The following is a 12,796-nucleotide window of genomic DNA, read 5'->3' as shown; positions in this document are numbered from 1 at the left end:
GAGCCGCACCCCAGGCCGGGAGGCGGGACCGCTTGCGTCCAGCCGTTAGGCTGGTCCCGTGGCAGTCGTCGATGTATCCGAAGAGCTCAAGTCCCTCTCCTCGACCATGGAGTCGATCGAGGCCGTCCTGGACCTCGACAAGCTGAGGGCAGACATCGCCGTGCTCGAGGAGCAGGCGGCCGCGCCGTCCCTGTGGGACGACCCGGATGCGGCACAGAAGATCACCAGCAAGCTGAGCCACCTCCAGGCGGAGGTGCGGAAGGCCGAGGCCCTGCGCGGGCGTATCGACGACCTCAGCGTGCTCTTCGAGATGGCAGAGGAGGAGGACGACCCGGACACCCGCGCCGAGGCCGAGACCGAGCTCACGGCCGTCAAGAAGGCGCTGGACGAGATGGAGGTCCGCACCCTCCTCTCCGGCGAGTACGACGCCCGTGAGGCACTCGTCACCATCCGCGCCGAGGCCGGCGGCGTCGACGCCTCCGACTTCGCCGAGAAGCTGCAGCGCATGTACCTCCGCTGGGCCGAGCGCCACGGCTACAAGACGGAGCTCTACGAGACCTCGTACGCGGAAGAGGCCGGCATCAAGTCGACCACCTTCGCCGTCCAGGTCCCGTACGCGTACGGGACGCTCTCCGTCGAGCAGGGCACGCACCGGCTCGTCCGCATCTCGCCCTTCGACAACCAGGGACGCCGCCAGACCTCCTTCGCCGGAGTCGAGATCCTCCCGGTGGTCGAGCAGACCGACCACATCGAGATCGACGAGTCCGAGCTGCGCATCGACGTCTACCGCTCGTCGGGCCCCGGCGGCCAGGGCGTCAACACGACGGACTCCGCGGTCCGCCTGACGCACATCCCCACCGGCATCGTCGTCTCCTGCCAGAACGAGCGCTCGCAGATCCAGAACAAGGCGAGCGCCATGAACGTCCTCCAGGCCAAGCTCCTCGAGCGCCGCCGCCAGGAGGAGCAGGCGAAGATGAACGCCCTCAAGGGGGACGGCGGCAACTCCTGGGGCAACCAGATGCGTTCGTACGTCCTGCACCCGTACCAAATGGTCAAGGACCTGCGCACGGAGTGCGAAGTGGGCAACCCCGAGTCCGTGTTCAACGGCGAGATCGACGGTTTCCTCGAGGCCGGAATTCGCTGGCGCAAGCAGCAGGAGAAGTAAGCGCCGCTTTATCGACAAGGCAACTGCCGCCCATGAGGCGGCAGTTGCCTTTTACGTCACAGTCACATCTCCGTAGGCCGGTCAACTGCTGCTATTTCAGACATCGCGCGCGCAACGACCTTGACGTTGCTGTGGAAACTGGAAAGGCTACCGAGCGGCATGCGTATCTCTGGGGCGCGTGTGATCTGTGGGGGCCGATCGAGAGCCCCCGACGAGCGCAGTCCCGGACGCTGCCTCACTGACGATTCAGCTACTGGGGGTAGCAGCCAGATGACCAAGAAGACGCGGATCCGCGTAGCACGCATAGCGGCCGGTGCGGTGATCGCCGCGGGTGCTTCGCTGACCGCCGCGGGTGCCGCCTCGGCCCTCGACGTAGGTGTCGACCTGGGCGGCGCGAGCGCCAGCGCCAGCGCCGACGAGAACGGCATCGGCGTCGACGTCGGCATCGGCGAGGACGCCGACGAGCCGACCGACGGGCCCACCGAGCCGACGGGCATCCCCGAGGACCCGGACCCGACCGAGCCCACCGAGGACCCGGAGCCCACCGAGCCCACGGAGGAGCCGACCGAGCCCACCGAGGAGCCCACGGAGCCCACCGAGGACCCGACGGACCCGGGCACGCCCACCGGGGACCCGAGCGACCCGACCGAGGGCCCGAGCGACCCCGGTAACGGCAACGGCACCGGCGGCGGCAACGGCACCGGTGGCAACGACAACGACCCCGACGGCGGCTCCAACCCCGTCGAGCAGGGCAAGGGCAAGGACAGCCTGACCGACACGGGCTCCGCCCCGGTCGAGCAGGGTGACAAGGCCGACAAGGGCGAGCTCGCCGAGACGGGCGCCGCCGAGACCACGTTCCTGCTGATCGGCGCCGCGACGATGATCGCCGGCGGCATCGGCTTCCGCATCCTGCCGCGCTTCGTCGGCAACCGCGGCGCAGCAGCCTGACAGAGACCCACGACAGAAGGGCCCGGAGCAGCCAGCTCCGGGCCCTTCTGGTGTCCTGGCACGCGCCTCTGGGCGCGCTAGGCGGTCTGGTGCGCCAGCAGGGTCACCGCCGCGATCAGCACGACGAGCACCCCTATCAGGGCCGCAGGGCTGAGGCCGCCGAACGGTCCCTCCTGCTGCAGGCGCTGGCGGCTTGCCCGGCAGACGGGGCAGCGGCCTTCACTCACGGGCCCCGCGCAGTTCGCGCACACCAACCTGTCATGGGTCATGCGCTTCTCCTCCCGCACAGTTACAGCCTGCCCAACGCTAGAGGGAACCCAACCGTTCCCCCTACCACTGTGCCAGCTTCCACGAATTTCGGCGCGGCCCGCCCGTCCTCGTCGGTTTCAGACTGTTACGTTCCGTGGTATATCCGCGACAATTCTCGCAACTCAGGACGCTGACTGCGCTCGCGCACCGGCTTCGCGTATGGTCACGCTCACCTACCCCCGGCGACCCGTGGTGCATCCGTGATCCGATTCGACAACGTCTCCAAGGCCTACCCCAAGCAGACCCGGCCCGCCCTCCGGGATGTCTCCCTGGAGATCGAGAAGGGCGAGTTCGTCTTCCTGGTGGGCTCCTCCGGCTCCGGAAAGTCCACCTTCCTGCGGCTGGTCCTGCGCGAGGAGCGCACCAGCCACGGCCAGGTGCACGTCCTCGGCAAGGACCTCGCGCGCCTCTCCAACTTCAAGGTGCCGCACATGCGGCGCCAGTTGGGCACCGTCTTCCAGGACTTCCGACTCCTTCCGAACAAGACCGTCGGCGAGAACGTCGCCTTCGCCCAGGAGGTCATCGGCAAGTCCCGCGGCGAGATCCGCAAGTCCGTGCCCCAGGTCCTCGACCTCGTCGGTCTCGGCGGCAAGGAGGACCGGATGCCCGGCGAGCTCTCCGGTGGTGAGCAGCAGCGGGTGGCGATCGCGCGCGCCTTCGTCAACCGGCCGAAGCTCCTCATCGCGGACGAGCCGACCGGCAACCTCGACCCGCAGACCTCGGTCGGCATCATGAAGCTGCTCGACCGGATCAACCGGACCGGCACGACCGTCGTCATGGCTACCCACGACCAGCAGATCGTGGACCAGATGCGCAAGCGGGTCATCGAGCTGGAGAAGGGCCGTCTCGTCCGCGACCAGTCGCGCGGCGTCTACGGCTACCAGCACTGACGACCCGTACTGATCCACCGCACTGATCCACTGAAAGGGAGCCATGCGCGCCCAGTTCGTCCTGTCGGAGATCGGCGTCGGTCTTCGCCGCAATCTCACGATGACCTTCGCGGTCATCGTCTCCGTGGCCCTCTCGCTCGCCCTGTTCGGCGGCTCGCTGCTCATGCGCGACCAGGTGAGCACGATGAAGGGCTACTGGTACGACAAGGTCAACGTCTCGATCTACCTCTGCAACAAGGCGGACGCGGAACAGGACCCGCATTGCGCCAAGGGCGCGGTGACGAACGAGCAGAAGGAACAGGTCAAGACCGACCTGGAGAAGATGCCCGTCGTCGACACGGTGCAGTACGAATCGGCGGACGAGGCGTACAAGCACTACAAGGAGCAGTTCGGCGACTCCCCGCTGTCCAGCTCCCTCACGCCGGACCAGATGCAGGAGTCGTACCGCGTCAAGCTGAAGGACCCGGAGAAGTACCAGGTCGTCGCGACCGCCTTCTCCGGACGTGACGGCGTGCAGTCCGTGGAGGACCAGAAGGGCTATCTGGACAACCTCTTCGAGCTCCTGAACGGCATGAACTGGGCGGCGCTCGCGGTGATGGCGCTGATGCTCGTCGTCGCGCTGATGCTGATCGTCAACACCGTGCGTGTATCGGCGTTCAGCCGGAGACGTGAAACCGGCATCATGCGGCTCGTCGGCGCGTCCAGCTTCTACATCCAGATGCCGTTCATCATGGAGGCGGCCGTCGCCGGACTCATCGGTGGCGCTGTCGCCTGCGGCATGCTCCTTGTGGGCCGGTACTTCCTCATCGACCACGGTCTCGCGCTCTCCGAGAAGCTGAATCTGATCGACTTCATCGGGTGGGACGCGGTCCTCGCCAAGCTGCCCCTGGTGCTCGCCATCGGCCTCCTGATGCCCGCGCTCGCCGCGTTCTTCGCGTTGCGCAAGTATCTGAAGGTGTGACAAAACCCGCCTGTTCCGAAGGGCGCTGTACGGTTCAACCGACCGTACGGCGCCCTTCGTTGTCCTAGACTCACCGGCATGTCAGGCCCCGACCGGTTCTGTGAACTGCTCTCCCGGCCCCGCCGTATCCGCCGCGGGGCGACCCTGACATTGGTGTTCGCGAGCGTGCTCGCCACCGGTGCCGCCACCGGCTCCTGGAGCGAGGCGTCCGGTGAAGGCCGGAAGTCGCCCGCCCCGTCCACCCGTTCCGTCGTCTCCTCCGGTGACGCCGCCGACGAGGCGGCCGACGCCGCGGCCGAGGCGATGGCCGACGGCAAGTCCGGCAAGAAGGCCGCGGAGGAAGCCGTCAGCCGCAGCGGTGACCGCTGGGGGTCGGTCTACTCCCCCGGGGAGTACCAGGAGTTCGAGCAGGCCCTCGACGGCGCGTACACCGGCGTCGGCCTCTGGGCCAGGCGCGCCCAGGACGGCCGCATCGAGGTGTCCCGGGTCCAGCGCGGCGGCCCCGCCCAGCAGGCCGGCATCCGCGAGGGCGACCAGCTCCGCAGCATCGACGGCAAGCGCGTGGCGGGACGTCCCGTCACCGAGGTCGTCTCCCTGCTGCGCGGTGCCCGCGCGGGCACCCCGGTCGAGCTCGGCCTGGAGCGGGGCACGCGCGCGTGGAGCGAGACACTGCACCGAGCCCGCCTCTCCACGGACTCCGTCACGGTCACGCAGCTCGCGGGCGGCGCGGTCATGATCAAGGTCGAGTCCTTCACCAAGGGCGCGGGCGAGCGCGTGCGGTCAGCGGTGCGTGACGCCCCCAAGGGCGCCGGAATCCTGCTGGACCTGCGGGGCAACTCCGGGGGCCTGGTGTCGGAGGCGGTCACCGCGGCCTCGGGTCTCGTGGACGGCGGCCTGGTGGCGACGTACGACGTGCGCGGCCGGCAGAAGGCCCTGCACGCCGAGCGCGGCGGCGACACCACCAGACCGGTGGTCGCGCTGGTCGACGGCGGCACGATGAGCGCGGCCGAGCTGCTCACGGGCGCTCTGCAGGACCGTGGCCGCGCGGTGGTGGTGGGCTCGAAGACCTTCGGCAAGGGGTCGGTCCAGATGCCGAGCCGGCTGCCCGACGGTTCGGTCGCCGAGCTGACGGTCGGGCACTACCGCACTCCTTCGGGGCAGGCGGTCGACGGCCGGGGCATCACACCGGACCTGGAGGTCGAGGACGGTGCCGAGACGCGGGCCGAGACAGTATTGACTGGCCTCGGACCCCCCTCGTAGTGCGAAAATGGCCGCACTATGGCGAAGGAAAAGGTAAAGCGCAAGGCCGCGAAGGCCGCCGAGAAGGCCCCCAGCAAGAAGATCGTCGCGCAGAACAAGAAGGCGCGGCACGACTACCACATCCTGGACACGTACGAGTGCGGCCTGGTGCTGATGGGCACCGAGGTCAAGTCGCTGCGGATGGGCAGGGCCTCCCTGGTGGACGGCTTCGTGCACATCGACAACGGCGAGGCGTGGCTGCACAACATCCACGTCCCGGAGTACGTGCAGGGCACCTGGACCAACCACTCGGCAACGCGGAAGCGCAAGCTCCTGCTGCACCGTGCGGAGATCGACAAGCTGGAGTCGAAGTCGCAGGAGACGGGTCACACGATCGTGCCCCTGGCCCTGTACTTCAAGGACAGCCGGGTCAAGGTCGAGATCGCCCTTGCCAAGGGCAAGAAGGAGTACGACAAGCGTCAGACGCTCAAGGAGAAGCAGGACCTGCGTGAGACGAACCGCGCCGTCGCGGACGTCAAGCGGCGTCAGCGCAGCGCCTGACGGTCGGGCCCCGTGGGTCCCTGCGGGCCACGCGGGAATTGGCTGGCCCCGTCGGGCGTTGGTCACGTACGATGGGCACTGCCCCGCACAGCCGGGGCGTGGATTGATAAAAAAACATGGGGATGATCGGTTTCGACAGCGGATGTCGAAGCAGGGGAAGCGAGCCGAGGAAGCGACAATGATCTCGTAAACCATATGTCGCAACCAATAATCGCCAATAACAAGAGCGATTCCCAGTCCTTCGCCCTCGCTGCCTAATAAGCAGTGAGTGAAGGACCCTTAATGGGTGTCAGCCCGGGAGTGTTCCCGACCCGGATCCTGGCATAATCTAGGGAACTAAACCATCGAGTCCGGTCACGGGATTCGATGGGAAATCAAACAGTGGCTGGGCCCGTCGGAGACTTGTTCGCGAGATCTCCGGGGCCGAGAAAATCGTAGCGAACTGCGCTCGGAGAAGCCCTCCTTTTGCACCGTTGGACGCGGGTTCGATTCCCGCCATCTCCACAATTCCCATGTGAGGTTGAAGCCCTCCGGCCGGTGGCCGGAGGGCTTTTTCCGTGTGCGGGGCATGCAACGTCCGGGCACATCCTCTGGGCATGTGACTCGTTACTGCATGCGAGTGCAGGTTCCCAAACGGCCGGGCGGCACCGAAGCACGGCCGAGTACGCAAGTGCAGGAGGCAGTCGCTTGGATGCCACCGTCACTCTTTTAGGCTCCATTGTCGCCAGCCTGGGAGTTCTCGGCGCGGCAGTGGTGGCCTATCTCGGCAAGCGCGGTGAGAACGCGCTCATCGGCTACTCCAGCCTCACGGAGAGACTCCAGACCGAACGTGACCGGCTGGAGCGGCAGGTCGCCGAACGCGACACGAAACTCGCCGAATTAAACGCTCTGCACGTCCATGACCAGAGCGAGATCGCCCGGCTGCTCATCGACAACCAACGGCTCGGAGGCACTCCGTGATCCAGCTCGAGCGACTGCTGGCCCGTCGTTGGCGCACCGTTTTCCTCGTCTGCGTGCTGGTCGCGCTCTGCGGGGTCGCGGCGCTGCTCTGGGCCCGTATCGACGCCGGTGACCGTCGTGCCGACCAGCTCGCCGCCGAGGCGGACCGGCGCGGTGAGGCCGTGTCCACCCTGGCCCGCGACGTACGCACCCTGCGCGCACAGGTCCGCTCGCACGGTGACACCCCTGCCGCGCCCGACCCCGCCGACGCCGTCGACGACCTGCTGTCCCGGGCGCGGGTGCCCGGGTCGCCGGGCGCCACCGGCTCACAGGGCGAGGACGGCAAACAAGGCGAGAAGGGGACGCCGGGAGACGGCGGCCGACAGGGCGACCAGGGCGAGGCGGGAGAACCCGGTGAGGCGGGAGCGTCCGGCGATCCCGGCCCGGCGGGGGCCGACGGCACGGACGGCGCGAACGGCGAACGCGGCCCGGAAGGCCCGGCGGGGGCGGCGGGGCCCCCGGGCGCCAACGGCGCCGACGGTGCCAACGGTGCCGACGGCGTGGGCGGTGCCTCGGGCCCCGAAGGCCCCGTGGGTCCCGCCGGGCCGCGCGGTGAGCGTGGGCCCAAGGGCGAGACGGGCGAGGCCGGTCCAGCCTGCCCCGACGGCTACAGCCTCCAGCAGTCACCGGGCGATGCCGACGCCCTGGTCTGCCGCCGCACGGGCGTGACCCCGGCCGACCCCGCCCCGGCCCTGCTGCTCCTGGCCTCCCTGCTGCCGCGCTGCCGCCGCACGCCTTACGCACCGGACTGACGGCGGGGCGCCCCGCGGTGGACCACCCCTCGGCTTGCCCCCGTGTCGTACGTGGCCGGTGTGGGGGCTGTCGCGGGGGGCCCGCGTCGGGGATGCTCCTGGGTCATGAGTAGACCCGTGAGACGCGTCAACGCCCGTATGCGCCACTGGATCTGGCCCGCCGTGCTCGGCGTCGCGGCGGCCACCCTCTCCGTCAGCTCGCCGGCCGGGGCGGACTCCGACCGCAGCGGCCTGCCCGAAGCCATCGACACCATCCTCGGCGATCCCCGGATGGAGGGCGGCGCGGCGAGCGTCGTCGTCGCCGATGCCGCCTCGGGTGACGTGCTCTACCAGCATCTGCCCAGCGGGCGCCTGATGCCCGCCTCCAACACCAAGCTCCTGACGTCGGCCGCGGCCATGGAGCGGCTCGGACCCGACCACCGCTTCACCACCGACGTGCTCACCGACGGCAGGCGGAACGGCCGTGTGCTCGACGGTGACCTGTATCTGCGCGGCACCGGCGACCCGACGACGCTCGCCAAGGACTACGACGGACTCGCCGCGAAGATCGCCGATTCGGGCGTCCGGCGGGTCTCGGGGCGCCTGGTCGCGGACGACACCCGGTTCGACGACAAGCGCGTCGGCGACACCTGGGCCGCCGACGACGAATTCGCGTACTACGCCGCCCAGATCTCCGCGCTGAGCGTCGCCCCCGACACCGACTACGACACCGGGACGGTCATCGTCGAGGCCACACCCGGAGCGAAGGCCGGGGACAGGCCGAAGGTGACGGTGACCCCGAAGACGGACTACGTGGACGTCGACATCAGCGCCAGGACCGTCCCCGCGGGCGGCGAGGACACGCTCACCATCGAACGTGCGCACGGCACCAACACCATCACGGTCACCGGCACCGTCCCCGTGGGCGGCTCCGCCACCAAGGAGTGGATCGCCGTCTGGGAGCCGACCGGCTACGCGGCCGCGATCTTCCGGGACGCGCTGAAGGCGCACGGCGTGCGGGTGAGCGGCCCGACGAGGACCGGGCTGGCCACCCCCAAGGGCGCGCGGCAGCTCGCGTCGCACGACTCCATGCCGCTCAGCGAGCTGATGATCCCCTTCATGAAGCTCTCCAACAACATGCACGCGGAGAACCTCACGAAGACGATGGGGTACGAGGCGACCGGGCGGCCCGGCGGCTGGCCGGACGGACTCGCGGCGATCGGCGCCTACTTGAAGACCGCCGACGTCGACCCCGGCAAGCTGCGCCAGGCCGACGGCTCCGGGCTCTCGCGCAAGACCAACGTCCCCGCCGACCAGCTGATCAACCTGCTGCTCTCGGCGAAGGGCGAGCCCTGGTACGCCGACTGGTACAAGTCGCTCCCGGTGGCCTGCGACCCGGACAAGTTCGTCGGCGGCACCCTGCGCACACGGATGTGCGGGACGCCGGCGGCCCTCAACGTACGCGCGAAGACCGGGTCGTTGACCGGGGCGTCCGCTCTTTCGGGGTACGTGAAGGACGCGGGCGGGCGTGAGCTGGTGTTCAGCATCATCCTCAACAACTACCTGCCCTCTTCGGTGAAGGCCCTGGAGGACGCGATCGTCGTCACGCTCGCCAAGTCGACCGAGGACGAGGCCGTCCTCGTCAGGCCGCGCTCGGAGCGTGGGGCCGAGCCGAGCGGGGACCTGGAGTGCTCGTGGCGCAAGCCTGCGCGATGCTGAGCAGCAGCGCGCAGCACGCGGCGGCGACCGGGACCGCGTAACCCCGGGCGGCGCCGAGGTGCTCCACCACCCAGCCGCCGGAGGCCGAGCCGCAGGCGATGCCCCCGAGGAGACCGGTGACGGCGAGGGTCATGCCCTCGTTCAACCGGCCCTCGGGGGTGCGCTGTTGTATCAGGGACATGCCGGTGACCATCGTGGGGGCCGTCGCCATACCGGCGACAAGGAGAGCCCCGGCGAGCACAAGGAGCGAGCCGGTGAGCGTGGCGGCCAGCAGCGGCAGCGTCATCAGGGCCGCCATCGCCACGGCGCACAGGATGTGGCGGCGGTTCGGGGGACCGCTCGGTCGGACCGTCCCGTAGAGGAGGCCCGCCGCGCAGGAACCCGCGGCCTGGAGCGCGAGGATCGCGCCCGCGGCGGCCTTGTGGCCCTCCGCGTCGGCGTACGCGATCGTCACGACCTCCATCGAGCCGAAGACGGCGCCCGTGGCGAGGAACGCGGCGAGCAGGGTGGGCATCCCGCGCGCGTGCAGGGGCGACCTCTCCTTGGTGGTCGTACGTCCCCGGGGCGGTGGTTCCGTGGAGCGCTGGGCGGCGAAGAGCAGGACGCCGGTCAGGAGCAGCACGGCTCCGACGAGGGTGCCCGCCTCCGGGAAGAGCGCACCGCACAGGAAGGCGGCGAGGACGGGGCCGAGCATGAAGCACAGCTCGTCCGCGGCCTGCTCGAAGGAGTTGGCGGTGTGCACGGCCCGCTCGTCGTCCTTGAGGAGGTGGGCCCAGCGGGCCCGGGACATGCCGCCCGTGTTGGGCGTGGTGGCCGTCGCGGCGTACGCGACGAACAGGGTCCAGTCGGGCGCTCCGTGATGCACGCACAGCAGCAGCGCGAGCGAGCCGAGCGCGGCGATCGCGGTGGCCGGGACGGCGATCCGCGCCTGGCCGTACCGGTCGACGAGGCGCGCGGTCCAGGGGGCAACGACGGCGGTCGCGGCGAGGCCCGTGGCGGTGACGGCGCCGGCGAGCGCGTACGAGCCGCGGGTCCCGGCGATCATGATGACGGCGCTCACGCTGAACATGCCCATGGGCAGGCGCGCGATGAGGTTGCCGAGGGTGAAGGCGGTGGCTCCGGGTATCCGGAAGAGGCGGGCGTAGGGATTGCGGCGGCGGGGCGCGTGGGGTTCGGCGGGCGGCATGGAGATCACCCTCGCCGGGGCGCCGGTGTGAGGTCCAACACCTTCTGGGGTCCGACTCACGCACTCCTGTTGTAAGTTCCCGCGGGTGACAGCAGAACCCCGCATGTCCCGCGGTCCCGGGCGCGGTCCGGCCCGCGACGTGGAACCCCGCCTCCTGCGCGCCTTCCTGGCCGTCTCCGAAGAGCTGCACTTCACGCGGGCCGCCGCCGGTCTTTACGTCGCCCAGCAGGCCCTGAGCCGTGATGTGCAGCGACTGGAGCGGGAGTTGGGGGCCGAGCTGTTCGTGCGGACGACACGGCAGGTCACGCTGACCGCCGAGGGGGAGCGGCTGCTGCCGTACGCACGGCGGGCCATCGAGGCGCAGGACGACCTGACGGCCGCCTTCGCGCGCGGCACGGGGGCGGGCGGCGCGGCCCGCCCGCTGCTCGTGGACCTGAACAGCCCGGGCCTCATCTCCGGGCGCGTCCTGGAGCGGGCCCGCGAGCTCGCCCCGGACTGCGAGCTGATGGCCCGCTTCGAGAGCGGGCTCACCGGGGCCGCGGCCGAGATCCTCGCCGGGCGCCTCGACGTCTCCTTCGGGCGCTACGCCGGGCTCGAACCCGCGCTGCGGGCCCGGCTCTCGCAGCAGCCCGTGCGGTACGAGCCGATGGCGGTACTGCTGCCGCTCGGGCATCCCTTGGCCGAATTCGACGCGGTGCCGCTCGGCGCGCTCGCGGGGGAGAGCGTGTACGCGGGAGCCGGAAACCCCCGGACGCTGGAGTGGACCGATCTGGCGCATCGCCTTTTCGAGGGACGCGGGATCGAGGTGGCGGCGCCCGCGCCTCTGGCGGTGGGCCCCGAGGAGTTCGGAAGGATCATGGCGAAGAATCGCACCCCCGTCCTCACCGCTGTGGATTTCCCCACCATGCCCGAGTCCGTCCTGCGGCCCCTGACCGACCCCGTTCCGCTGTCGCCCGTGTCCCTGGTGTGGCGAAAGGGGCTTGTGCACCCGGGTGTCGACGCTCTGCGCGCGGCCGCGGCCGAGCTCGCCGCCGCCGAGGGGTGGCTGCGAAGGCCCGAGGACGGGTGGGTTCCGGCCACAGATGCACTCATCATGATGAGGCTGGACTGACGGATTAGTACGACTGACACCGCCGTGCGCTACATTCATGGTCCGGGCGCGGTGTGATAGGGGGGCGCTCGGATCGGGTGGGGGCTCGGTCCGAACGGCGAGTTGCCCGGAGTCGTGCGCGCCCGAGTCAAGGTAAGTGGGGGGTTGTGCGTACGCATGGAGAATTGGCGAGAAGATGCCCTACCGGAACACACCCATGATCCGAACGAGGTCACCGTTCAGATCGACGGGGTGGGACGGCAGCTGGCCGATCTGGCTGCCGAGAACGACCAGGACGGGCCCGACGGGCCGGTCTTCGTCGACGAGACGGGCCGCCGCAGCCGGAGGTACCGCCGGATAGGCGTGTTCATCGGCATGGCCTGCGCCGTCTACGCGGTGATCATCGTGGCCACCCTGTTCTCGGGCAACTCCAGCGCGCCCTGGCTCCCGATCGAATCCAAGGACGAGAAGCCGGCGAGCAAGGTGGACACACCCGACCGCCCGGCCGACTCCCTCGACCCCTCGGCCTCACCCGGCGACACCCCGTCGCCCGGCGCGTCGGAGAGCGGCAGCACCGCTCCCGCGACCGGCGACGAGGACGCGGACGATCCGTCCCAGCCGGACGACGGCAGGACCAAGCCGGGCGGCAAGCCCGACCCCGACCCCACGGGCGACGGCAAGCCCGACCCCGACCCCACGGGCGACGGCGGGGACCCCGACCCGACCGACGACCCCACGAAGCCGGACCCGGACCCGGATCCGACCGACGACCCCACCACGCCGGACCCGGACCCGTCGACCGAGACCCCGCCCGGCGCGTCCGGAGGCGGCGGCGAAGTCCCCGCGGTGCAGCAAGCCGCCGATCAGCAGTCCCCGCAGCGCGCCCAGGCGATCGGTCATCTGTCCCCGAGAGGCGCCGGCCAGCAGCCCTCGGAGGGCGCACAGCTATGAACACCCGCACCAAAAGGGGCCGGTCAGCCGGCTCCCGGCACAGTCAC

The 12,796-nt window shown here is 70.0% G+C and carries 13 protein-coding genes and 1 other RNA gene; 12 read left to right on the top strand and 2 right to left on the bottom strand.

What is annotated here, in order from left to right; all coding sequences use genetic code 11:
* Positions 1-58: 58 nt before the first annotated feature.
* Both prfB and AB0I66_RS32300 read left to right on the top strand, forming a co-directional pair.
* On the top strand, positions 59-1,165 hold the full coding sequence (gene prfB, locus AB0I66_RS32305; RefSeq protein WP_363211507.1) for a peptide chain release factor 2: 1,107 nt from the start codon (positions 59-61) through the stop codon (positions 1,163-1,165).
* 270 nt (positions 1,166-1,435) lie between these two features.
* Entirely contained in the window at positions 1,436-2,113 is a 678-nt protein-coding gene (locus tag AB0I66_RS32300) for a hypothetical protein (protein ID WP_363211506.1), read from the top strand.
* Between the two features lie 77 nt (positions 2,114-2,190).
* Here AB0I66_RS32300 and AB0I66_RS32295 read toward each other — a convergent pair whose 3' ends face one another.
* Positions 2,191-2,382, bottom strand: a complete 192-nt coding sequence (locus tag AB0I66_RS32295) for a hypothetical protein (RefSeq protein ID WP_363211505.1) — start codon at positions 2,380-2,382, stop codon at positions 2,191-2,193.
* Positions 2,383-2,622: 240 nt separating this feature from the next.
* Between AB0I66_RS32295 and ftsE the strand changes: the two genes are divergently transcribed.
* The 8 genes from ftsE to dacB all read left to right on the top strand — a co-directional run bounded on the left by ftsE (position 2,623) and on the right by dacB (position 9,522).
* A complete protein-coding gene (ftsE, locus tag AB0I66_RS32290; RefSeq protein ID WP_030788113.1) occupies positions 2,623-3,312 on the top strand; it encodes a cell division ATP-binding protein FtsE in 690 nt (229 codons plus the stop codon).
* Between the two features lie 43 nt (positions 3,313-3,355).
* A complete protein-coding gene (gene ftsX, locus AB0I66_RS32285; RefSeq protein ID WP_363211504.1) occupies positions 3,356-4,273 on the top strand; it encodes a permease-like cell division protein FtsX in 918 nt (305 codons plus the stop codon).
* 78 nt (positions 4,274-4,351) lie between these two features.
* Positions 4,352-5,533, top strand: coding sequence for a S41 family peptidase (locus AB0I66_RS32280; RefSeq protein ID WP_363211503.1), 1,182 nt, complete (start codon positions 4,352-4,354; stop codon positions 5,531-5,533).
* A gap of 18 nt (positions 5,534-5,551) precedes the next feature.
* On the top strand, positions 5,552-6,073 hold the full coding sequence (smpB, locus tag AB0I66_RS32275; protein ID WP_363211502.1) for an SsrA-binding protein SmpB: 522 nt from the start codon (positions 5,552-5,554) through the stop codon (positions 6,071-6,073).
* Positions 6,074-6,191: 118 nt separating this feature from the next.
* Positions 6,192-6,580: a transfer-messenger RNA gene (ssrA, locus tag AB0I66_RS32270) on the top strand.
* 180 nt (positions 6,581-6,760) lie between these two features.
* Entirely contained in the window at positions 6,761-7,033 is a 273-nt protein-coding gene (locus tag AB0I66_RS32265) for a hypothetical protein (protein ID WP_363211501.1), read from the top strand.
* Complete coding sequence (locus tag AB0I66_RS32260; protein ID WP_363211500.1) at positions 7,030-7,824, top strand: collagen-like protein; 795 nt, start codon at positions 7,030-7,032, stop codon at positions 7,822-7,824. The genes AB0I66_RS32265 and AB0I66_RS32260 overlap by 4 nt, the downstream gene beginning before the upstream one ends.
* Before the next feature lie 105 nt (positions 7,825-7,929).
* Positions 7,930-9,522 (top strand): D-alanyl-D-alanine carboxypeptidase/D-alanyl-D-alanine-endopeptidase, encoded by a 1,593-nt coding sequence (gene dacB, locus AB0I66_RS32255; RefSeq protein ID WP_363211499.1) that lies wholly within the window; start codon positions 7,930-7,932, stop codon positions 9,520-9,522.
* Here the strand turns inward: dacB and AB0I66_RS32250 are convergent.
* A complete protein-coding gene (locus AB0I66_RS32250; protein ID WP_363211498.1) occupies positions 9,446-10,708 on the bottom strand; it encodes an MFS transporter in 1,263 nt (420 codons plus the stop codon). The two genes, dacB and AB0I66_RS32250, sit on opposite strands and share 77 nt — an antisense overlap.
* 103 nt (positions 10,709-10,811) lie before the next feature.
* Between AB0I66_RS32250 and AB0I66_RS32245 the strand changes: the two genes are divergently transcribed.
* Both AB0I66_RS32245 and AB0I66_RS32240 read left to right on the top strand, forming a co-directional pair.
* Positions 10,812-11,819: a LysR family transcriptional regulator gene (locus AB0I66_RS32245; RefSeq protein WP_363211573.1), complete on the top strand. Its 1,008-nt coding sequence runs from the start codon at positions 10,812-10,814 to the stop codon at positions 11,817-11,819.
* A 156-nt stretch (positions 11,820-11,975) separates the two neighbouring features.
* Entirely contained in the window at positions 11,976-12,749 is a 774-nt protein-coding gene (locus tag AB0I66_RS32240) for a hypothetical protein (RefSeq protein ID WP_363211497.1), read from the top strand.
* Positions 12,750-12,796 lie beyond the last annotated feature (47 nt).

This window comes from Streptomyces sp. NPDC050439 (assembly GCF_040655335.1).
Classification (GTDB): Bacteria; Actinomycetota; Actinomycetes; order Streptomycetales; family Streptomycetaceae; genus Streptomyces.
The sequence above is the reverse complement of the archived record's forward strand: the minus strand, read 5'-3'. Positions and strand labels throughout refer to the sequence as shown.